The sequence below is a fragment of the Acinetobacter sp. YH16042 genome (genome assembly GCF_013417245.1).
Lineage (GTDB): Bacteria > Pseudomonadota > Gammaproteobacteria > Pseudomonadales > Moraxellaceae > Acinetobacter > Acinetobacter amyesii.
The window spans coordinates 19,056-42,471 of record NZ_VPEJ01000002.1 but is presented as its reverse complement, the minus strand read 5'-3'; the positions used below and the strand labels follow the sequence as shown (position 1 = coordinate 42,471).

The following is a 23,416-nucleotide window of genomic DNA, read 5'->3' as shown; positions in this document are numbered from 1 at the left end:
CGTCTATATTTTCCGCTTGTTCTTGTTGGCGTTTCATTTCAGTATAGAGAAAATTTAAAGCATAGACGTTCGGTTTTCCGCGCTTAAAAATATGAAGCATTCAGCCATTCAAATACGGCGTAAGCCGCGTCAATCACGGGCCAAACTAACCCAAGAAGCCTTACAGGACAGTTTTGTTCGGATTTTGCATGAGCGCCCTGCCAGTCAAATTACCATTCGGGAGATTACCGACCTTGCAGGCGTGGGCTTGGGAACCTTTTATGAATATTTTTCTAAAAAGGAAGATTTGATTGCGCTAACCATTCATTTGCATGTGAAACACAATGCGGAAAGCTTAAAAAGTTATGCACAAAGCTTGATCAAGTTATCCACAGATTTGGAGTTTCAAGCATATTTAGAGCAAATTATTCACTTTCAAATTGAGCAAATTCAAGCGCAGCAGTTTTTATGGTCACAGGTGTTTTTGTTGGAACGGCAAATTTCAGATATTGAAAGTTACCGTAAAAGTTATGCCATGATGGTACAGATGTGGCAGCGCATTCTTGAGCCATTTATACAGGATAATGAACAGCTCAAGTCGATGGCTTTAAATATGCAACGGGTGTGTTATGGCTTTGTTTCGCAAAGCTTGTTGATCGTACCAAACTTTACTGAATGGGATGAATTAAAGCGAGATATAATTCATATGTTGCGCGATTAGACTTCGCGGACAAGTCTAATGACGTTTCAAATGCATTGGTGAATAAAATAAAGTCATGTTATTTACAAAAAAACGGCTCTTAAACCAGTTATTTTAAATATTTAGGAAATTCATTTTTACGGTAGAAGAAAATCATTCCTCACTTGGTTCATCCTTCAATAAAAGTGTTTTAGAAGTTAAGCTTATATTGCTAGCTTACTTATCTCATTTATACGCCTTTGCAATGCTGGCCAGTTGTAAGCTCTTTAAAAACTCAGCCGTATATTTCGGGCTATGGCGTAATGCATCTCGATGATCGCCATTTGGGATCGCATGATAGACCGCTGGCAATTTTTGTTTGCACACTTGCTGGTAATAACTTTGAGTACCAAGGTGATCTACAAATGGTCTGCGGCGCCTTAAACAAACATCAGTGTTACGGTTAGGGTCATATATTCAATCGACTACCGTTTTAAATAGCTTAGGGATGGCCTTAAGTCTGAATTTTTTAAAAGATTGGCTGAGGTGCTTGTTTTAACTAATTTTTTAGTTCTGATAAACAGCGTTTACGGGCCTGATTTAGTAAAGACTGCATATCTGGACTAACCTGTTGATCTACATTGATCGATCTGCTGCGGCTGCTCCCTACAACACGCTGGGGAAAAATGCCGCTACATTGGTATCTGGATTTGGATTGGTTTCTACGTATTCAGCAATACATTCATATTGATAACCACCCGGTGCCAAGGGTATTGCAGCTTTAAAATTTAATTCAAGCGCATCTTTTTGCCCCTGAGCTGCAACCGCAATAGCAGCTGCACCACCTTGACTACGCCCCATCACCATCCAGTCTTTACTAAATTGCCTCGGCTTCCAAGAATGCAATGCACGCACAGAATCCACCAAGTTATAAACTTAACTGACTACATTCATATGAGGGCGCAGTTTTGGCTTACCCAGTCCTTATAATCTGTTGCAACCACTACATAGCCATGCCTCAAACAACTGTCGATTGCACTATCTATGACTAGTTGCAAACTATATACAGGCCCATTGTATAATCACTTGAAGGAGCACTTGTATCAGCCACACAGTCGTGCCATGTGCTCATGCCAATACGGTCCAGTCTTGTTTAAGTGCTTATCCTTTTAGGCGTAAAATATATCCCGAGGTCAAAATGGGTTCGCCATTAACCCCCTCAACTACGATATGCGATCACGTAAGGTTGCCTAGTATGTTGATATGATGTAGGAATCGATTCAAGCTGGAGTGACAACACCTGACCTGACAACAATAAAGATAGGTGTGCCAACTAGCATCACCCCATAAAAAATTTATTTACAATTTTCTAAAACAACTTAGACCACTTGCCAATATTTCTTCAGCTGTATTTTTAGCTTATTTTAAGTATTAAATAATGTCTTTAATGTTAAAAAAGCTCTCCAATATTAACAACATAAAAATGTCTTTCATTAACTAGAATCAGCTAAAAAACCTATATTAAGGCCAAAATCCATAATAGAAATATGGATTTAGATATTTCGTCCTATTCTACCTATCATAGCGATATATTTGAGTTTAATTCATCGATAAAATATTAAAACAAAATATATAAATAAATAATATAAATTCAATAACTTGATTCATCGAATTAACCATTTATTCAAAACTATTTTTCCATTTGTCAAAAGCCACAGAAAGCTTTAGAGTCAATAAGTATATAAAGATTTTTAAGCTTTTAACGGCTACAGTTTTATGACTTCTCTTCGATTGATTGCTGCTTGAAAAATTTTAGAATGAGAGAAAAACTGTTGTCACATTGTCACTTTAAAATGAATTAACAAAACGGTTAATGTCATGTGCTGTTGAGCGTGTTATCAATTGAAGGGTTATAACTCCCAACTTTAATACATGATTATAATAATGGAGATACTCAATGAGCGACGACGTTAAAAAATGTCCTGTCACCCACCTAACAACTGATGCTGGTGCTCCTGTTGTAGACAACCAGAACAGTATGACGGCAGGTGCACGTGGTCCTTTGCTTGCCCAAGACCTATGGCTTAATGAAAAACTCGGTAATTTCGTTCGTGAAGTAATTCCAGAGCGTCGTATGCATGCCAAAGGTTCTGGTGCTTTCGGTACGTTTACCGTGACTAACGATATTACCCAATATACCCGCGCTAAAATTTTCTCAGAAGTTGGTAAAAAAACTGAACTTTTTGCTCGTTTCTCTACCGTAGCGGGTGAGCGTGGTGCTGCAGATGCAGAACGCGATATTCGTGGTTTTGCCCTTAAATTCTATACTGAAGAAGGTAACTGGGATTTAGTTGGTAATAACACCCCTGTCTTCTTCCTACGTGATGCTCGTAAATTCCCTGACTTAAACAAAGCAGTAAAACGCGATCCTAAAACCAATAAGCGTAGTGCAACTAATAACTGGGATTTTTGGACTTTACTACCTGAAGCTCTACACCAAGTTACGATTGTGATGTCTGACCGCGGTATTCCAGATGGTTACCGTCATATGCATGGTTTTGGCAGTCATACTTTCAGTTTTATTAATGCCAATAATGAACGCTTCTGGGTTAAATTCCACATGCGCACTCAACAAGGCATTAAAAACTTAACCGATGCTGAAGCTGAAGCGATTATTGCCAAAGACCGTGAAAGCTCACAAACCGATCTGTTCAATGCAATTGAACGCGGCGATTTTCCAAAATGGAAAATGTACGTTCAAATCATGCCTGAACTTGATGCAGAAAAAGTACCTTATCACCCATTTGATTTAACCAAAGTATGGCCTAAAGGCGACTATCCGTTGATTGAAGTGGGTGAATTCGAACTCAATCGTAACCCTGAAAACTATTTCCAAGATGTTGAACAAGCCGCTTTCGCACCAAGTAACTTGGTGCCGGGTATTAGCTTCTCACCTGACCGTATGCTGCAAGCGCGTTTATTCAACTATGCTGATGCTGCACGTTATCGCGTGGGTGTAAACCATTACCAAATTCCTGTAAATGCACCACGTTGCCCTGTTCATTCGAACCGTCGTGATGGACAAGGCCGTATGGATGGTAACTATGGTGCAACACCGCATTATGAACCAAACAGCTTCAGCCAATGGCAAGAGCAACCACAATACAAAGAACCACCATTGAAAATTACTGGTGATGCTGACTTGTGGGATTATCGTGAAGATGACAGCGACTATTTCAGTCAACCACGTGCATTATTCAACTTAATGAATGATGAACAAAAACAAGCATTGTTTAATAACACTGCTGGCGCAATGGGCGATGCACTCGACTTCATCAAATATCGTCATATCCGTAACTGTTACGCATGTGATCCAGCTTATGGTGAAGGTGTTGCAAAAGCATTAGGCTTAACTGTAGCGGATGCGCAAGCTGCTCGTGCAACTGATCCAGCTCAAGGTAATCCAGGCTTGCTTTAAGTTTTATCTTTGAATAAAAAAACCACCTTTTAAGGTGGTTTTTTCTTGGCATTAAATATTCCAATTACCTTCTAATTAATCCTTAAACAATCAATTTTTTGCCTTCATGCATGGTTAAAAATGGATTCATTAACTTTGATGTTTTTCGCATTGCATGATGTAAGTCATGTTCAGGTTGGTCTCTCGCTTCATCAGTCAACTGAAAAGTCCGATAATGCATTGCCAATGAACATTTTGACTGTAAATCTTTATGCGCCTGAAAAGCTTCTTCGGGATTCATGTGCAAATATTTCATTAAACGACGTGGCTCATAAGCTCCAATCGGTAATAACGCTACTCGGGGTGCACCTAAGCGTGTATGGATTTGTTTGAAATGCGCGGCATAGCCCGTATCTCCAGCAAAGAAGAAATGTCCTGTACTATGCACGATGGAAAAACCTCCCCATAAGGCATGATTTTGATCTCGCCAACCACGACCTGAACCATGCTGTGCAGGCGTATAAACGATACGCAAATCTTCAAACATTTCCGATTGCCACCAATCAAGTTCAATGACATTGAAATGTGTGGGTAAATAATAAGCATTGCCTAAACCAGTATAAATCGGCATAGCAAATTGTTCATGTAACCAATTCAAGGTTGCTAAATCCATATGATCATAATGATTATGGCTCAGTAAAACCCCATGAATTGTAGGTAATTCTTCTAAGGCAATTCCTGCAGGACAAGCACGTCGTGGTCCAGTCCCTTGACGTGGGCCTGCATACTCCCCCCATACAGGATCGGTCAAAAAATTATATGGCCCAATTTGAATCAAAACCGTCGCATGTCCGACAAACCAAACCAACCAATCATCCATTTTAGCCGATGGCCGATTGTGCGGAATGCTACGCGAAGAAGCAAAAAACTGTTGGTATTCTTGCTCACGATCTACTTTCCATGTATCGCTTTTACGCGTCATGATCCATTTCAGCATATCTTTACGCGTAAACGCATCTGGATTTCGAAGGGTATTAAAGAATTTTTCCCCATTAAAATGGTCAGTTGCCAGATAATCAAATACAGGCTTCGTCCACGTATGTTTCATATAGCTTTTAGTACTGATTTGAAACTGTGCTGATTGAGTTTTTTGATTCATGTGTATTTAAAATTCATTCACTATGCTGACAAACCTTGCAAAGTATTTAACCTCGCAGACCTATTGATCAAGACGACCTTTCATGCGCTCAAGCCAAACCTTCCGAGATTGAGGCTTGACAAAGAGTGCCACAATTTCAGGATGAAGCTGTTTAATTTGTGCTTCAATTCTGTTGACACAAGCTTCTATATCATCTGACGTTAAATTATCTTTAAATTCAAGACTCAAAGATGCCAAAACTTGATGTGCACCCATCTGCTCTGTTAACACCCCATTGGCAGAATGCACTGCTGGATCTTGCTCTGCAACCATCAAGACATTATGCCTCAATTGTGGGTCAGCAGTTTCTCCCATGAGCAATCCTTTAGTCTCACGTGCAAGTAAAATTGCTGAAATAGCGAGTACAACCCCAATTAGAATTGATGCCAGACCATCAAGCATTGGCATATTCAGCGCGTGTGATAAATAGATACCGATCAGGGCAATAAACAGACCAATCAGCGCTGCTGAATCTTCAAATAACACGGTAAATGTCGTCGGATCTTTACTGCGTCGAAATGCTTCAAAATAGCCCTGTTTCCCTTTGATTTTACGAAATGCTTTCAATGCCACAAACCAAGAGGTCCCTTCACACAAAATCGCAATACCTAATACGATATAGTTAATCATCGGATTTTGCATTTCTTCGGGGTGATAAATATGACTAATCCCTTGATAAATCGACACGATCGCACCCAAAGCAAAGACCATCAACGCCACAATAAAAGCCCAAAAATACAGCTCTCGCCCATAGCCAAACGGATGGCGTGCATTTGCTGGCTGCTGCGATTTTTTCATACCGTAGAGCAGTAAGATTTCATTTAAAGTATCAACCACAGAGTGAATTGCTTCACTCAACATGGCCGAACTATTCGTGATATAGGCAGCGGCAAACTTCACCAGTGCAATCGCTAAATTGCCGAAGAGCGCTGCATATACCACGATTTTGTTAGATTCAGACATTTAAAATTGTCCTAAATTTATTTTTATCAAACAGATCTATTTGATTTTATAGCTCATTCCATAGTACTCAAACTGACTGTAGCTGTTGTTTGTTATTTTGTTGTTTTTACACCAACTGTCGATTGTTTCGACAATGCCATCATGTTCCATGTGAAACACGCTCTTTAGCGCAAAGGTATAGAAAAAAAAGGAAGCCGCAGCTTCCTTATAATTCTGTAGATGTACACGGTTCAACGTACTTTATTAAAATATTGCTCGCGCCACTCTTTCCAAAAGTACATCACAATACCAAACATCACGACCACGATTCCAACAAAGGCATTGGAGCTAATATATTCACTGTTCAACGTCGCTCCCAAAACCAATGCTATGACAGGTGTCATCACATTACTGAGTGACACCGTTGATGCGGCCAAACGTCTTATAAGCCAGAAGTAACACAGCATTGCCACAATGGATGACATGATCATGGTAAAGACAAATCCAATCATTGCACGGCCGCTTGGCAATTCGGTTGGAAAATGCTGCCAGATAAAAGGAATAATGAGCATCGATCCTAAAGCAGAAACAATCAGGGAACCGGTTGCCTGTGACATCGGCTTTAACGGTGCATTAATCTGCTTCACCCAAAAAATCGAACTGATATATGACACCATACTGATTAGCATCAGTACAACGCCAATTGGATTGACTTTGCTATCAGCAGAATCTGCAAAGACAAAAGTTAAACCACCCACTGCAACCGCCATGCCCAACCACTGCAAAGCGACCAATTTATGTGTTTTTAAAATTACATGGCCAATCAAACCGGCAATTAAGGGTGAAAAACCAAAAATCAGTGCCATTAAACCAGAGGTGAGATAATTGGCTGCCAGATAAATAAATAACTGTGCGCCAATCAAATTCAAACTCCCTGCCACATAACTTTTTAATGAGGTTTCATCAAACGGCAAAGGATCACGCATCAATTTCAACAAAAACAGCGCAATAATAGATGCACCGAAGTAACGGATAATCAACACCCACATCGGATGTATTTCCTGTACACTCCACACAATCGCGAGCGGCGTCGTCGCCCAAATCAGTACCAAAAGAGCATATATACTTGCCGTCAGCGGCAGTGAAGATTTCATTTCATTCTCAAATTTGATTGTTCTAACGACTTAACCTGAAACCCACTATTCAGATCTGGAACTACTCGTAAGACCATTAACTAATAAAGTTTAAGACCAATTATTGTTCTCCCCTTTATCAACTAAATTGGAGGCGGTATGAATGCCACCCGATCGTTTGGGGTATAAGGACTTCTCTTCAAACGATCAATAATCTCCCCTAGCCCCTCTTTAAAAAAGAGGGGGAACCATCCAAACGAAATCCATTCTTCACAAAGACTACTCCCTCCTTTGAAAAAGGAGGGCTGGGAGGATTAAAACCGTTGAATAGATCTATATAAGCTAAAACTGTATACATGGACTACAAAAATAGCTTTATAAGTGCGATGCTAAAACTAAAGACATAAAAAAACAGACCTACGTTACCGTAAGTCTGCTCATCTTAGACATTCAGCTTACTTTACAAGTTTACGTAAATCTTGGCTTAAATCTAAATATTTATCCGCTTCAAACGCTGCATTCTTGCTAATCAATTTTTTCAAATGACGCATCTCTTTTGCAGCATTCACCGTAATACCACCAACAATGACACCGTCAGTTACACCAAACAATACAAATGAAGACTCAGCCGCCAATTCAGGTTTAATTTCACCACGAACGATCCATTCGCTTGCAGCCATATCACCTACAAATTGATAGTTGATATTCAATTGATCTGTCCAGAACCACGCTGGATTTGGGGTTGGATGTTCAACACCCATTACATGACGAGCAAAGATACCTGCTTGCAAGTTCGCATTTTCCCAAGTTTCGACACGACGGTGGTTACCACAGTCACGAAGCTGAGTCGCAACGTCACCCGCTGCATAAATATCTGGATGCGAAGTTTGGCAGTTATCATTCACTTTAATGGCAAAATCAACGTCTAAACCTGCATCAACCGCAAGTTGAGCATTTGGCACAATACCAATACCATAGATCACTGCATCGGCACGAAGTTCTTCACCGCCTTCAAGCGTGATCAACACTTCTTCGCCATCAAGCTTACAGTTAGCAATAGAAGTCGAAAGACGAACATCTACACCTGCAAGACGTTGCTGTGCCAATAAGAATTCACTTAAAACACGTGGAGATGAACGACCCATGACCATCGGACCCATTTCAATCACGGTCACGATACAGTCTTTAGAACGTGCTGAAGAAGCAAGCTCAAGACCAATCACACCACCGCCGATCAATACAATACGGCGACCCGCTTGTAATACAGGCACCAATGCTTGTGAATCTTCAAGGTTACGTAAGGTATAAACGTGTTTACCCAAAGCATCGAAATTCGGTAAACGGCGTGCTGCACCACCGGTTGCTAGAAGCAACTTGTCAAATGCAACAATTTCGCCATTTTTCAGTTCAACTGTTTTCGCATCGCTATGGATTTTCACAACGCCATTGCCACGAATATGTTCAACACCGAGTTCTGCCAATTTTTCTTCTGACAGAATTTCGATTTTGGTCTCTTCAGGTTTTAGAATTACGTCTTTAGACAAAGGCGGACGTTCATAAGGAAGATGTGTTTCATCACCCACCAAAATGATTTTGCCTTCATACTTGTTCGCACGGAGTTCTAAAATGGCGCTAGCACCAGCTTGACCAGCTCCAACAATAACGATGGTTTCGATACCATTTTGGCTCATGGGTTTGTTCCTTATTTCAATTCTGCAGATACGATGCCGAAGCCCGCAATCCACTCACTAATATCTTCGTAGCAATGTGTTGTCATGTCGTATTCGCCCACTTCATGTAGTGCAGCAAAAGCAGCCATCCAAGAACGAACTTCTTGACCGCCACGACCGCCTTCAACACGAATTTCAGCTTCAGTCATCGCTTCAATGGCAGCAAAGTCAGCTTTGGCGAAAGTATCAAGCAATGCACGATCCCATTCTGGGTTTAAAGGCACTGCGACAGAAGTATCACCCGCTGCGAGTTTTTGACCGACAGCAATGATTTTGCCTTGACGTGTATTACGTGCCTCTTCAGTTGGATTACGACCTGCAATCAGGAACTCTTCCACTTCTGGTGGAACTGAACCCATTTGCGGCGTTGGTGGATCATGAGACAAACCACCTGTACCCAAAACAAGTACACGTTCATTCTCTAAGTTCAATGATTTAATGAACTGACCGACTGCACGACCCAAAGCGACTGTACGCTTGGTTGTTGGCATCGGCGCAGCTGCACCATTGATAAAAATTGGAATCGTTGGATAACGATCAAGCTTGCCACCACAAAGGAAATGTAATGGTTGAGTCACACCGTGGTCTGCCTGCATACGATAAGAGTATGCAACATCGACACCTTCATCCAATACGCGACGAACCAGACTGATTGCTGTTTCTTCAGGCACATTGATGTGGTCATTGTCTTTACCATAATCCCAATCACCTGCTGCTTTAGCACGAATACCGACGCAGAAAGATGGCATGAGGTCATAGAAGAAACCATTGAAATGGTCTGGACCAAAAGTAATGATCAATGTTGGATTATAGTCTTCGACTTCTTTAGCAAGTTTGGCAAAAGTTTCGCGAACTTTTTCCTCTTTGTATTTCTCTTGCGGAGAAGCAAATTCCATTAGGGGACTGTGCGATGCACAAATAAGTTTAACGGCCATGGGTGACTCCTAAACGGAAGGCAGCCAAGACGGCTGCCGAGTAAGTCCTTTACGTATTTGGCGAATTAAATCTCGTCAAAGAAGCCAGCACGTGGTTGACGTAAACCACGGATACCCAGACCACATTCAGCATTAATTAAAACACCAGTTAATGGGCGGTTGTTTTGACGAGAAGCCAATAACACGTATGAACCAGTCATATCTTCAGGTTCGGGTAAGAAATTGAGCGGCATGCCGCGTGCAATCTTCTCAGGATCACGTGCATCGAGTAGACCGAGGTTTTCTTGGCCTAAAGAAGCAGCACCTTTGATGTTTACATTCATACCCGACGGAGCAACAGCGTTCACTCGTACTTTAGGCGCAAGCTCATAGGCTAATTCTTTCATAATCCCAACGCCAGCATGCTTAGACGCTGTGTATACAGGGCCTCCGCCTGCCGAATACAGTGCTGAGTTAGACAAAGTAAATATGATAGAACCTTCCGAAGCTATCAATGCATCAAGTGCAGCTTTGGCACCTAAGATGAGAGATTTGGTGTTAATACCCATAATCTCATCAAAAGCTTTTTCCAGCTGTTCACCCGATGTATTGACGATATCTGCGTAATGATCCCAGATACCTGCGTTTCCGACGAAACAGTCAAGTTTGCCATAATGTTCTACAGTTGCTTGAACTGCACGAACATTATCCTCATAGCTGGCTACATCACCTGCGATCGCAAGCACGCGGTCACCAAAATGTTCTTTCAATGCATCAACTTTCGATTGAGAACGTTGAAGAACAGCAACTTTTGCACCTTCTTCTAAGAAACGTTCAACCAATGCCCAGCCTAAGCCTGAACCACCACCGGTAATAAGTGCAACTTCGCCTTGTAGCCAACCCATGATTACTCTCCTGCCATCTCTACGTATAAAGCACCATCTTCAACAATCACAGGGAATGTTTTGATAGGATCTGTTGCTGGTAAGCATAATGCTTGACCAGTTTTCAAACAGAATCGAGCCGAATGAAGTGGACATTCAACAGTGCCATCATCTTCAAGGTAACCTTCAGACATTGAAGCATTACCATGTGAACAACGGTCGTTCATCGCGAAAAATTCGCCATTGTTGTTGAATACTGCAAGCGCATCGATACCGTTAACGCCGCAATCTACTTTCAATGCTTCGCCTTCGTCTAATTCGTCAACTTGGCAAACAAAAATCTTATTCATTAGAAGAACACGCTCAGGTTATGTGAGTTGTAAGTCACCTGATCAAGGGTAATCTTACGGTTGAAGATTTCGAAACCTTGCTCAGTGTCGACTTTGCGGATCTTGTCGTGACGCTTACCACAGTAGATTGTTACATCTTTCTCTTTCTGGGTACGGTACAACAAGTACGTTACGTAAACGTCGAATTCGCCTTCAACTTCAGTCGCTTCAACAATCACATTAGACACCATGTGTGTTGTACGTGAAGGAGGTTCTTCAGCCCAAGCCATACCTGTCTCTAAACGAGCTACACGGCGTTCCAACAAATCTTTAGTATCGTTAAATACCCAAGTTGTTGGCGGCTCAATCGAGCGACGACGGTCACGTGTTTGCGCGTTTGGTGTTGTGCGTAACGTATAAGAAATATCTTCCGCTAATACAGCTAACCAATCGCGGAACTTCCAATCGTCAAGCAATTTTGCTTCACGATAAAGAAACTGACTAATTTGGTGATGGAGTTCTAAACTAATTTGACTCATTTCATAAGCTCCTTCTCATATTCGTCAGCCGCAGCTTCAACGTCTTCCCATTTTTCATGAATCAATAGGTCAGCCCAACGACGGTACATACCACGTGCAGCTGTTTCTGAGAAAATGTAGTTGGTGATACCAGGGATACCATCTTCACGTACTTTCTCGTTACCTTTACCCATTTCCATAATCAATTTGTTTTGACGGGCTTTATAACCACGTAAAACTTTTTGAATTTCAATCCAGTTCTCAGAGTCATCTTGCTCAAGGAAACCAGCAGGACCGAATGCACGTGTTGCAGAACGTTCGAATGCTTCTTTTACTTCTTGAGATGCTTCAGCGTCTGCAATACAGAATGCCCACACTTCAGTTTTATTTGGACCACGTGGGTGCCATACACGAAGCGTTGCAGTACCGTTCAACCAAGACAATGTTGGGAACATGGTGTTGTGACCAGCAAGACGAAGTGCACGTACTTCACCAAGACGCTCTTTCACTTCATCAAATGTTTCACGGAAGTAGTTCGCCACTTCACCGTCTACCCAAACGTTTGCATCTGGTTTTTCAGTAAAGAAGAAGCCTGAACCATGACCGCGTGAACCATATTGAATCGCGTCTTTCGCAGTTTCCCAAACAGGACGAGCGGTTTGTGCAGCACCTAATTTCTTAGATGATTCGTCATCTGGTTTTGCACCCAATACTTGGATCGCAGATGCGTGAGAGAACAATGCGTGGTATTGGTCAGATGCAAACTGTTCAGCTGCAAATTTCCAGTTACACTCGATTTCCCACTTGTGTACACCACCGATAATTTCTGTACCACCTGGACGACGGTCAAGAACACCATCTAAGTACCAAGCGATATCGCCCATGTATTCTTCTAGGTCAGGTGTAGTTTCATCCCAACAAGCGAATACTAAGCCTTTGTATGATTTAACACGGTTAACTTCAACAAGACCCCATTTCTCTTTGCAAGCACCGTGCGGGAACGCGCGGTCTTCAAGTGGGATATCTTTTAAAGAACCATCAATGCCGTAAGACCAGCCATGGTACGGGCAAGTAAATGCACGTGTATTACCACAGTCTGCGAAGCTCACACGCATAGAGCGGTGACGACATTGGTTTAAGAATGCTTTGATTGAGCCGTCTTTTTGGCGTGCAACGATGATTGGATCTTCACCCATGTAGGTATTGAAGAAATCGCCGGCTTTAGGAATTTGGCTCTCATGGCATAGGAATAACCATGTACGACCAAACACACGTTCTAATTCAAGTTCGTAAATGTCTGGATCGGTATAGATAGATGGCGTGATACGTCCATTTTGTGCATCGACTAAAGCATCGATTTCGCGCACATCAATTTTTCCACTCATGAAAAGCTCTCCTGTGACCATAAGGCACAAAGTAATAGACTCAACTTTTCAACGATGATGGATTTTAGAGCGATATTCGGGAAATATTTATTTTGTTTTAATTAAGAGATTTTATGGATTATTACGGTAGATTTTTTTTATAGCATTTTTTTTAAATTGCCGAGAACACCATTTATTTCGTGAATGGTAAAATAATCTTCACGCAATAGTTGTTTATAGATTATACTGAACGGACTTCTAAGTAAGACATTTTTTGGATTACTCCACGGGTTGATTATATGGAATTACGACACTTACGCTACTTTATTACTGTCGCTGAAGAACTCAATTTCAGTAAAGCTGCGTTAAAACTTTATACTGCTCAACCTTCTTTAAGCCAACAAATTAAAGATCTTGAAGAAGATGTCGGCGTAAAATTGTTGCACCGGACTAAACGTAAAGTTGAGCTCACAGAAGAAGGTGCCGTATTTCTAGAACAAGCACGTTTGACACTAGCTCAAGCAGACAAGGCCGTGGCGATGGCACGTCAGGTTTCACAAGCCAAGCAACAGATGCTGCGCATTGGTTTTGTCCCTGTCGCAGAGATGAAAATCTTCCCTTATGTACTACCTAATCTACGTGTTCAGAACCCAGAACTCAAAATTGAATTACTCAGTTTAAATAACCGTGATCAGATGAAATTACTGCAAAAAGGTGAACTGGACATCACTTTTACCCGCAATAACTTCCACAGCGACGAAATTGAAAGTCAGTTTGTACTGCGTGAACCGCTGATCTTTATTTTACCCAAAGATCACCCTTTAGCGAAGTACGAGCGCATTCCAGTTAAAGCATTGAATGGGATTGATTTTATCATTCCTGCACGTGAACAATCTGGCACGTTGCATGAAGCCATTTTGGACTTTGCTTCGACCCATGATATTCAATTTAATATCGTGCAAAAAGCCGACAATATCCTGTTTAACATTAACTCCATCGGCATGGGCTTAGGCTGCACGATCCTACCGGGATACATCGCGCCATTGACCATGAACAATACGGTGATTCGTCCTTTAGATGTCGAATTACCGTATCTAGACTTGTATGTAAGTTACCGAAAAACGGCGAGTTCTGTGGCTGTAGATAAATTCCTTGAACTGCTAACCAAAGTTTTTTATCTCGATATTAATCGCGAACAGCGTTAATTTTCGCCAAGTCATAATTTATAGATATAGCACCATTATTTTTAAAATGAATAATGGTGCTTTTTTTATGGCTAAAAAGTCGCTTTTTTAATCGTTTAAATGTTTTAATCGACGCATTTTATCTATCATGCATATCGACTTGATGGAAAATAACTTATAAATTTTAGTTTAGACATTGATAAAAATTGCTAAAAATTGCCGATTTACAACTTAAGTCTAATAAATAATTCCCCTTCCCCAACCATTCAGATGAGCTTATTTTATGCCTTTTTACTGATTTAGACCGTACACTGTCGACCCATTAATGAGAATAATACTCATTTAAAGTATTTCTTTCAAAAGATTTATATAAAAAAAAGGATGGCAAAACCATCCTTTTTTTGAATTTCATGTCAGTGACAAGAAATTACACACCACGCGCTTTTAAATAATCTTTAATCACGGTGTTGAATTCTTCTGCTTTTTCAACTTGTGACCAGTGACCACATTGGCTAAAGATATGCGCATCCGCATTTGGAACTGTGTTCAAAATATCCCACGTACGAGATACTGGAATCACCACGTCTTGTACACCGTGAATCAACAATACTGGCACAGTAATGTCTTTCATTTTTTCAAAATCTAATGGGAATTCGAAACGGTCACGGTCACGTGCGCCAACAACATCCATCAAACGGTTAGATGCATAGTCATTTGCAGCAGAAGCGAAACGTACTTTTACTAATTCATCAGTAATCAAGTCTTTGTTTACAACAAACATAGACAAGGTTTTCTTGATGCCTTCTTCGGTTAATACAGGGTTTGCATGTGCTTTAAGTGCTGCAGTTTGTTTAGCACCGCCTGTACCCATAGAAACGATACCCAATACACGTTCTGGATAGTCCAAAGCCATTTGGAATGCTAACCAGCCACCGAGTGAGTTACCCACTAACCAAGTTTTTTCAATACCTAGGGCATCTAACGTACGTACAGCGTGATCAACCCAAGCACGGATACCATAAGCAGTATTCGGTGCAACAACAGTTTGACCATAGCCAATCGTATCGATAGCGATACAACGAGCTTGTTCACCAATTTGTGGAAGGTTTAACCACCAGTTTGCCGCAGCAGATACACCTGTACCTGAACCGTGTAAAAATAGAATTGGGGTACCTTCACCCACTTCGTGGTAATGCGTTAATTCGCCTTCAGCAGTTTCAATCCATTTATCTTCTAAACCAAAGAATGAATCAGTTGTATAGTCAGGAATCTGAACAGTGCTCATACATGCTCCTCGTATTGCGTAGAGCTTATGTTTCAATCCATAACGGATTTAAACACAAGGGGGACTCTTTTGGATTTTGTGGTTTTTACAGTCTCATATTACCTGTTCAGCCACTGCTAACTGATACATATTTACGATCATAAACAATAAATAGACTATAATTTAAGTTGTTGTTTTTAAATGCATAACTCAAAAATATATCCATATAATCTTTGAGGTATTTCTTTTTTAAATAACCCAGCGAATAAAAAGGGAAGCAATGAATCCACTTCCCTCTTTTTTATCCTGAGAAATTAGAACTTATAGGTATAAGTTGTCGCGACACGGTACTCTTGCAAATCAGATTTCCAATCATAGTTGGCGTCGATATACATCGCTTGAAAACCTAAACCTTTCAACTTTCCTTCAGGTACGGTGTAGTTCACGATTAAGTTAAGCTCATCAGATTTTTGATCTTTCTTACCCGCAACTTCTGCATCAGAACCGGTAAAGTAAACCGCTGTAGCATTTAAGCCTTTCGCACCAAGTTCTGCAAAGTCATAACCATACGTAAAGCCCCATGACTTTTCATCCACATTGGTAAAGGTTGCTACACCCCAGTTGACTAAGTACGGTTGTGGCACCCATCCGCCTAGTGTTGGGAAGGCATTATCGCCAAACATTTGTTGATAGCCCACACCAAAGGTATGCGAACCGTAATTCACTTTCGCACCAACCGATAACGCTTGGTTATCAATTTCGCCATACAGTTTGTCACCCGAATCTGAGTTGTCAAAATAACGGATATGGCTATCCAGTTTGGCTTTGTCACCTAACTTGGTTTTATAGTTCGCGCCGACATATTGCTGTGTGTAAATGTCTTGAACATCAGCGTACCAATAGCTACCACCAATCTCAGGTGTAAATTGATGGTCAATACCCGCAATATACATACCATCAGAAGTTGGCCCAAGATCATAATGGCCCACGGTGCCATCTGGTAATCTTTTACCTGGAGCGAACATTGATAAATCACGGAATTGGTTGTCATAACGGTTATTGATCCCGTCAATGTATGCCAAAGTTAACTTAGTATCTTTAATCTCTTTCGATTCTAACCATGCACCGCTATAGGTTGTCATTAACTGACGTGATGGATCGAAAACCAACACTGGAGAAACCGGTAATAACTCACCCACTTTCAACTCAGTTTCAGATACTTTGGCTTTAAGGGTCACGCCCACTTTACCAAAGTTATCTTTTGATTCTTTACCATCGTGCGGCAAGATCCAGTCTGGGTTTTTATCACGTGCATTGAGTTTAAATGCATGTTGAACCAAAAGGTCAGCACCCACTTGAATACCTGCACCAATATCTTGATACCCTGACTTGGCATCCAAAGTCACACCCTGTGACCATGAACCCCAGTTACCCGCCGGATTTTCTTTAATTTGACGGTCTAAGTAGAAGTTTTTAAATTTCAATTGTACTTGGCTGTCGTCAACAAAGTCCGCATAAGTTGCAGATGTTCCTAATGTTGCTGTCGCAGCAAGAATTGCTATCCATAAATTTTGACGACGCATGGCTTATTCCCAGTGATCAAATTAAGCTATGACATCATCATGCTCAACAATACCTTGGAAAAAAATCCGACTACAGTATTAAGGTTTATCAGGCTTTTGTACGACTTGAACTTTGGAAGCTATTTCTGGTTATTTTCCTTAGAGATTAAAACAATAACTCCCTTTTATCATTTAGAACGGCTGATTAAATTAACCCCATGTTTTATTAACATAAAATTTAAAGTTTTTTATTTTTTGCAATTACATGCGCTGTATTAATTGCTTTTAAGTTTAAACAAAGTTTTTTACTGAGATTTATCCTTATTTGAGTTATAAAATTTAGCTATGACATGATATTTAATTTATATAATCATCAATAACTTAAAGTTAAATTTTACTACTATGGCTGCTCGAAATCAGCCATTGGTTCGTAAGACATTTCTTATTTCAATCCACTTTTCATGCCTCAAATCAATCTCAACATAATCTCAAGCCCATCTCAAACCAACACAGCCACTTCAGACATAAAAAAAGCGCCCATTTCGGGCGCTTTTTGATTTAAAGCAAATTAAGCATTGGCTTCTTTTGCTTTAGACATGGTCAAGGCCAAGTCTTCAATCATATCTTCCTGACCACCAACCGTACCACGACGACCAAGCTCAAGAAGAATTTCACGAGCAGACACGCCATATTTCGCTTCAGCACGTTTTGCGAACAATAGGAATGAAGAATACACACCTGCATAACCTAGAGTTGCTGCATCACGGTCAGCACGGATCGGTTGATGCATCATTGGTACAACCAATTCTTCAGCAACGTCCTGAACTTTGAACAAGTCTACGCCAGTGTCCATACCCATACGGTTGGCAACTGCAACAAATAGTTCTAGTGGTGTATTGCCTGCGCCTGCGCCTAGACCAGCAGATGCCAAGTCAACACGGATCGCACCCGCTTCAACAGCAGCGACAGAGTTTGCAACGCCCATACCCAAGTTGTGGTGACCATGGAAACCGAGTTCAATCTCTGAACCCAAGTTTGCACGTAAGATACCTACACGGTCAGTCACATCTTGAGGCAGCATGTAACCTGCAGAGTCTGTTACATAAATACAGTTTGCTCCGTAAGACACCATTTTTTGTGCTTCTTCAAGCAATTTTTCTGGCGTAGCCATGTGCGCCATCATCAAGAAGCCCACAGTGTCCATGCCGAGTTTACGCGCCGCCGTAATATGCTGTTCAGAAACGTCTGCTTCAGTTGAATGTGTTGCCACACGAATAGTAGAAACTCCAACATCATGTGCCATATGCAAATGATCAACCGTACCGATACCCGGAAGTAAAAGTGCAGACACTTTCGCTTGTTTTAGGTTTGGAATAACGGCTTTTAAGTATTCTTCATCAGTTGCTGCAGCAAAACCGTAGTTCACTGAGTTACCACCAAGACCGTCACCATGAGTAACTTCGATCAGCGGTACACCGGCATCATCAAGCGCAGTTGAAATAGCAATCATTTGCTCGATTGATGTTTGATGGCGCATTGGGTGCATACCATCACGTAAAGTCATATCGTGAATAATAACCTTAGACATGTGGCTACTCCTTAAGCTTCAACAGTGGATAAAACGCGTTCTGCAAACATTTCTGCAGTACGTGCAGCTGCCGCAGTCATAATGTCGAGGTTACCTGCATATTTAGGAAGATAATCACCTAAACCTTCAACTTCTAAGAAGATTGAAACACGGTTACCGTCAAATACAGGACCATTTACAAGTTTGTAACCTGGTACATATTTTTGAACTTCAAGAATCATCGCATGTACAGATTCAGTGATTGCTGCTTGATCTGGTTCACCTTCAACAAGACAGTGAACAGTATCACGCATCATCAGTGGTGGCTCAGCAGGGTTAATGATGATGATCGCTTTACCTTGTTTCGCACCGCCCACTTTTTCAATAGCGCCAGCAGTCGTACGAGTAAATTCATCAATGTTTTTACGTGTACCTGGACCCACAGATTTTGTTGATACTGTTGCAATGATTTCGCCATATTCAACAGGCTGAACTCGTGAAATCGCAGCCACCATAGGAATTGTTGCCTGACCACCACATGTCACCATGTTGACGTTCGGAACTTCACCTGCGTCCAATAACGCTTCTAAGTTTACTGGTGGTACGCAGAATGGACCGATTGCAGCAGGTGTTAAGTCAATCATTAACACGCCAAGTTCATTTAATTTGCGGCTGTTTTCAGCATGAACATAAGCAGAAGTTGCATCAAATGCGATTTTAATGTCGTCTTCAATTACGTGTGGAAGTAAACCATCTACGCCTTCAGCAGTGGTTTTTAAACCCATTTTAGCAGCGCGAGCCAAACCTTCAGACGTCGGGTCAATACCAACCATCCATACTGGTTCTAAAAATTCGCTGCGTTGAAGTTTGTAAAGCAAGTCAGTACCAATGTTCCCTGGACCGATCAATGCACATTTAATCTTTTTCATGAATGTGTACTCTTAAAAATTCCGTAAAACCCAAGCTTATTTCGCTGCAAATGCTGCAGTCACAGAACCAAAGCCTTCAATTTCAACTTTGAATTCATCACCAGGGTTTGCCACAACCATTGGGCCTAAAGCACCGGTCAATACGATGTCACCTGCAAGCAATGGACGACCACGACGAACCATTTCATCAGCCAACCACACTGCTGCATTTAATGGGTTAGAAAGACATGCTTTACCCACACCTTGTGAAACCACTTCTTCACCACGCGTCATGACCATTTTGCAATTTACAAGGTCAAGATCTGCAAGTTTTACAGGCTTAGAACCCAGTACAAAACCTGCTGAAGATGCGTTATCTGCCACAGTATCAATCAACGAGATTTTCCAGTTTTCGATACGGCTATCAACCACTTCAATAGCAGGCAGTGCATATTCAGTTGCACTAATAATGTCTGCATAGGTGTGTTTTTCTTTGGTCAAGTCTTGGTTAATCACCAAAGCAATTTCTGCTTCAACTTTTGGCTGAATCAATAAACCAGCAGGGATTTCTTCACCATCGCCATACGCCATGTCAGCAAACAACATACCGAAGTCAGGTTGATCAACACCTAACTGCGCTTGTACAACTTTTGAAGTTAAGCCAATTTTACGACCTACAAGGCGACGACCTTCTGCCACCGCACGTTTGGTATTCACTTCTTGAACGGCATAAGCAATATCTACATCAGCACTTTCACCACCAAGTTGTGGACGGATCGGTGCAATCGCAGCCTGATTTACTTCCGCATCGCGTAATGCTTGCGCAACTGATTCAACAACAGCAGAATTCGACATCAATGTTTCCTTAAACTGCAAAAATTGGATGCACAACGTGTTTCATCACCATCAAAATCAAAGTGATGAAAGTCATGTCAGGATTCGCCTAAAGCATTTCACTTGACATACTACACGTTATGTTTAGATGCATTTAGCATCGAGATTTTATAAAGTGAATACCAATACTTATTTTATTTATGACTATAGCTATTAGCTATAAATTAATCATTATTTATTATTAATATTCAAAAACTTAAGTCAAAATAATTAAATAAAATTCACTATTTTTTTCGCCCTTAAATCTGAATCTCTACTAAAAAACTTGGCTTATACGACTAAAAGATAAGATTAAAAGGTTATTTTAGCGTCAGGCCAGCTTTTACACATAGGTGTTCAATTTCATCTGATTTAGTTTAATAAATTGAAAATTTAAAAATAAATCAATAAACAACAATAAGATAAAACCAAAAATTCAAACAAAAAATCTATTCCAGCTTGTGGTAAAAGGCCAAATAGTTGCGCTCAACTTTTTAAGGTAAATTTGCTAGAAGACTGCTTGTTATTGTAGAAAAATCTAGTGTTATTACTTTTTTAAATAATTGAATTTACTGATTTCAACAAGTAGAGCTTGCATTACTATTCATTTGGTAACAAAAAAGGTGAAAACAAATTTCACCCTTTTACTCGTTTGTATCTAAAACTATACAGCTAGACGTAATTTCACGTGTTCTAGGAGAAATTCAGTCAAATCACCTACGCTATGTGCAATATGTAAGGGTTGAAAATACTGGAGTGTTTCTACAGTATGCACTCCATAGCTCACGCCTACACGCGGCATCTGAATATTCAGTGCCATTTCCAAGTCATACGACGTATCACCGACCATAATGGCTTGATCGGCACGTAGTCCTGTTTCCGCCAAAATTTCTGCCAACATCAACGGATCTGGCTTAGATTTGGTTTCACTGGCTGCACGGGTCGCACGAAACAACTCATGACTTTGCGTTTGAGCCAAGACACGGTCTAGACCTTTACGACTTTTTCCTGTTGCAACAGCCAATTGTAGACCGGCATCGCGTAATTCCTGCAACATATCCGCGACACCATCAAACCACATATCCCCTTTGGAATGGGCCACATAGTGATCGGCATAACTTTGCAAAATTTCGCTGTGCAATTCAGGAACCGTCGGAAATAACCGCTGTGCGACTTCCGGCAGACCTAAACCAATAATACTTTTCGCATCAGCATCGGTCAGCGGCTGTGAATATTGATCTGCTGCAAATTTTAAACTCGCTACAATTTGACCCACAGAATCAAATAAAGTGCCATCCCAATCGAAAATGACTAGTTTTACAGCTGAGTTCATACGTTTTCCTAGATTTGATTCAGTGTTTGGTAATTCAGATTCTGGAGTGCATCAATTTATTTACCTCACCCCGGCCCTCTCCTTAAAGGAGAGGGAGAAAGAAAACTTACGAAGCAGTCCTGCTCAGGGGGGAGAAGTCTAATATTTAAAACTTACTCGTCATCTTCTGAAGACTTCACCACTTTGTCGGCTTTTTGCGCGCGTAGCTGCGCCACAAGGCTTTGCATATCTTCTGGCAATGGCGCTTCAATGGTTTGGTAACCCGGAATTTCTAAACGCATAGCATGCAGACATAAACGACGTGGCTTGGGACCACGGTATTCAGTTTCATGACCATATTTTTCATCGCCCACCAATGGATGACCAATACTTAAACCATGTACACGGATCTGATGGGTACGGCCCGAAAGTGGAGACGCATACACCAATGTGGCATGCATAAAACGTTCTTTCACGTTCCACAGCGTCTTCGACTCTTTACCTTCTTTAGGTGATACACGTACACGACGCTCGCCATTCGCCAGTTCATAACGATGCAAAGGCTGATCAATGAGCTGCTTATCCAAACTCACCACGCCTTTCACCACAGCAGCATAAGTTTTTTGGATTTTGTGCTCACGTAACATGTCTTGCAGGCTTTTTAACACACTACGTTTTTTCGAAATCATCACCAAACCAGAAGTGTCGCGGTCAATTCGGTGAATCAGCTCAAGGTATTTCTTCCCTGTTGCGGCACGTAAGCCTTCGATCAAACCATACGCCACACCACTACCGCCGTGAACAGCAATACCAGAAGGTTTGTTTACCACCATTAAGCCTTCATCTTCGTACACCACACGGCTCAGTAAACTTTGTGCCACTTTGTCCGATACGGGAACCGCAGACTCATCTTTTTGCTCATAACGAATTGGAGCAACTCGAACTTGGTCACCAATATTGAGTTTGGTTTCCGCTTTGACGCGTTTTTTATTGACGCGAACTTGGCTTTCACGAATCAGACGATAAATGCGACTTTTAGGCACACCTTTCAGACGACTAAACAGGAAATTATCAATACGTTGACCCGCCTGATGCTCGTCCACTTCAAACCAGGTGACGCTTTGCCATTCTTGCGTAGAATTCATACAGTTACTGTGACCTAAAAAAATACTAAAATTGATTAAAAACTGATCATTCAAGCTATACTTTTCGCAAGAAACATAAGCTTAGCCCATAGGCAGATGATGCAAGGTTTGATATAGTCAGCGCACGGAAACCACCGTAACTGAGTAAAAGTTGATTCATTTCAGTATTTACTGTCATTGAACTTTCAAGCAATTACTCATTTAGCTCGGAAAGGTCCCAAAAGAATTATGCCGACGCCGAAGGCTTATTATATCGGCAAAACTGCAAACTGTTGCGTTTAATTGTGCCGTAGGTACATAAAACAGTTTGCCCCAAAAAAATATGTGCCAACCAAGGTTGGTTTTTAAACGTAAACTGATACACATCAGACCAGTCGCTCCCTGGAAATCGTGTTCAGGCCACAACGTTTGATGCATTGGATCTGCACAGTTTGTAAAGGTACGATGATAATTCCGTATCAAGACGCTCTATCA

Annotated in this window: 20 protein-coding genes and 1 pseudogene; 3 read left to right on the top strand and 18 right to left on the bottom strand. The window is 41.1% G+C overall.

The window, feature by feature from the left end:
• Positions 1–91 precede the first annotated feature (91 nt).
• Positions 92–700, top strand: coding sequence for a TetR/AcrR family transcriptional regulator (locus tag FTV37_RS01705; protein ID WP_180062909.1), 609 nt, complete (start codon positions 92–94; stop codon positions 698–700).
• Between the two features lie 624 nt (positions 701–1,324).
• On the opposite strand, the gene FTV37_RS01700 is transcribed toward FTV37_RS01705, so the two are convergent.
• Positions 1,325–1,573, bottom strand: coding sequence for a hypothetical protein (locus FTV37_RS01700; RefSeq protein WP_180062908.1), 249 nt, complete (start codon positions 1,571–1,573; stop codon positions 1,325–1,327).
• A 1,042-nt stretch (positions 1,574–2,615) separates the two neighbouring features.
• On the opposite strand from FTV37_RS01700, the gene FTV37_RS01695 reads away from it, so the two are divergent.
• Positions 2,616–4,136, top strand: coding sequence for a catalase (locus FTV37_RS01695; RefSeq protein ID WP_111884100.1), 1,521 nt, complete (start codon positions 2,616–2,618; stop codon positions 4,134–4,136).
• Between the two features lie 82 nt (positions 4,137–4,218).
• Here the strand turns inward: FTV37_RS01695 and FTV37_RS01690 are convergent, their stop codons facing one another.
• The 9 genes from FTV37_RS01690 to hcaE all read right to left on the bottom strand — a co-directional run bounded on the left by FTV37_RS01690 (position 4,219) and on the right by hcaE (position 13,148).
• A complete protein-coding gene (locus FTV37_RS01690; RefSeq protein WP_180062907.1) occupies positions 4,219–5,274 on the bottom strand; it encodes an MBL fold metallo-hydrolase in 1,056 nt (351 codons plus the stop codon).
• Positions 5,275–5,334: 60 nt separating this feature from the next.
• The gene (locus FTV37_RS01685; protein WP_180062906.1) at positions 5,335–6,276 is read right to left on the bottom strand and encodes a cation diffusion facilitator family transporter; all 942 of its coding nucleotides are present in this window, start codon (positions 6,274–6,276) and stop codon (positions 5,335–5,337) included.
• A gap of 230 nt (positions 6,277–6,506) precedes the next feature.
• The gene (locus FTV37_RS01680; RefSeq protein WP_180062905.1) at positions 6,507–7,409 is read right to left on the bottom strand and encodes a DMT family transporter; all 903 of its coding nucleotides are present in this window, start codon (positions 7,407–7,409) and stop codon (positions 6,507–6,509) included.
• 434 nt (positions 7,410–7,843) lie between these two features.
• Positions 7,844–9,079: a 3-phenylpropionate/cinnamic acid dioxygenase ferredoxin--NAD(+) reductase subunit gene (gene hcaD, locus FTV37_RS01675; protein ID WP_180062904.1), complete on the bottom strand. Its 1,236-nt coding sequence runs from the start codon at positions 9,077–9,079 to the stop codon at positions 7,844–7,846.
• An 11-nt stretch (positions 9,080–9,090) separates the two neighbouring features.
• Complete coding sequence (locus FTV37_RS01670) at positions 9,091–10,053, bottom strand: 3-carboxyethylcatechol 2,3-dioxygenase (protein WP_180007135.1); 963 nt, start codon at positions 10,051–10,053, stop codon at positions 9,091–9,093.
• Positions 10,054–10,118: 65 nt separating this feature from the next.
• A complete protein-coding gene (hcaB, locus tag FTV37_RS01665) occupies positions 10,119–10,937 on the bottom strand; it encodes a 3-phenylpropionate-dihydrodiol/cinnamic acid-dihydrodiol dehydrogenase (protein WP_067763930.1) in 819 nt (272 codons plus the stop codon).
• 2 nt (positions 10,938–10,939) lie between these two features.
• Positions 10,940–11,266 carry a 3-phenylpropionate/cinnamic acid dioxygenase ferredoxin subunit gene (gene hcaC, locus FTV37_RS01660; RefSeq protein ID WP_067763933.1) on the bottom strand — a complete coding sequence of 109 codons (327 nt, stop codon included), beginning with the start codon at positions 11,264–11,266 and terminating at the stop codon, positions 10,940–10,942.
• Entirely contained in the window at positions 11,266–11,784 is a 519-nt protein-coding gene (gene hcaF, locus FTV37_RS01655; protein WP_180062903.1) for a 3-phenylpropionate/cinnamic acid dioxygenase subunit beta, read from the bottom strand. Before hcaF ends, hcaC begins: the two co-directional genes overlap by 1 nt.
• On the bottom strand, positions 11,781–13,148 hold the full coding sequence (gene hcaE, locus FTV37_RS01650; RefSeq protein WP_067763943.1) for a 3-phenylpropionate/cinnamic acid dioxygenase subunit alpha: 1,368 nt from the start codon (positions 13,146–13,148) through the stop codon (positions 11,781–11,783). The genes hcaF and hcaE overlap by 4 nt, the downstream gene beginning before the upstream one ends.
• Positions 13,149–13,426: 278 nt before the next feature.
• Here hcaE and hcaR point away from each other — a divergent pair, with 278 nt between their 5' ends.
• Entirely contained in the window at positions 13,427–14,332 is a 906-nt protein-coding gene (gene hcaR / locus FTV37_RS01645) for a DNA-binding transcriptional regulator HcaR (RefSeq protein ID WP_180002937.1), read from the top strand.
• A 406-nt stretch (positions 14,333–14,738) separates the two neighbouring features.
• Here the strand turns inward: hcaR and FTV37_RS01640 are convergent, their stop codons facing one another.
• From FTV37_RS01640 to FTV37_RS18130, 8 genes and pseudogenes are all read right to left on the bottom strand, one after another.
• Positions 14,739–15,596 carry an alpha/beta fold hydrolase gene (locus FTV37_RS01640; RefSeq protein ID WP_168377928.1) on the bottom strand — a complete coding sequence of 286 codons (858 nt, stop codon included), beginning with the start codon at positions 15,594–15,596 and terminating at the stop codon, positions 14,739–14,741.
• 293 nt (positions 15,597–15,889) lie between these two features.
• On the bottom strand, positions 15,890–17,158 hold the full coding sequence (locus FTV37_RS01635; RefSeq protein WP_180062902.1) for an OprD family outer membrane porin: 1,269 nt from the start codon (positions 17,156–17,158) through the stop codon (positions 15,890–15,892).
• Between the two features lie 547 nt (positions 17,159–17,705).
• Positions 17,706–18,725 carry a 4-hydroxy-2-oxovalerate aldolase gene (dmpG, locus tag FTV37_RS01630; RefSeq protein ID WP_180062901.1) on the bottom strand — a complete coding sequence of 340 codons (1,020 nt, stop codon included), beginning with the start codon at positions 18,723–18,725 and terminating at the stop codon, positions 17,706–17,708.
• Positions 18,726–18,736: 11 nt separating this feature from the next.
• Positions 18,737–19,633 (bottom strand): acetaldehyde dehydrogenase (acetylating), encoded by an 897-nt coding sequence (locus tag FTV37_RS01625; protein ID WP_180062900.1) that lies wholly within the window; start codon positions 19,631–19,633, stop codon positions 18,737–18,739.
• Positions 19,634–19,669: 36 nt separating this feature from the next.
• Positions 19,670–20,467, bottom strand: coding sequence for a 2-keto-4-pentenoate hydratase (mhpD, locus tag FTV37_RS01620; RefSeq protein WP_078189749.1), 798 nt, complete (start codon positions 20,465–20,467; stop codon positions 19,670–19,672).
• Positions 20,468–21,149: 682 nt separating this feature from the next.
• On the bottom strand, positions 21,150–21,818 hold the full coding sequence (locus FTV37_RS01615; protein WP_180062899.1) for an HAD-IA family hydrolase: 669 nt from the start codon (positions 21,816–21,818) through the stop codon (positions 21,150–21,152).
• Positions 21,819–21,970: 152 nt separating this feature from the next.
• Positions 21,971–22,942: an RluA family pseudouridine synthase gene (locus tag FTV37_RS01610; RefSeq protein WP_078189751.1), complete on the bottom strand. Its 972-nt coding sequence runs from the start codon at positions 22,940–22,942 to the stop codon at positions 21,971–21,973.
• 55 nt (positions 22,943–22,997) lie between these two features.
• Positions 22,998–23,306 (bottom strand): annotated as a pseudogene (locus FTV37_RS18130) (hypothetical protein).
• Positions 23,307–23,416: the final 110 nt, after the last annotated feature.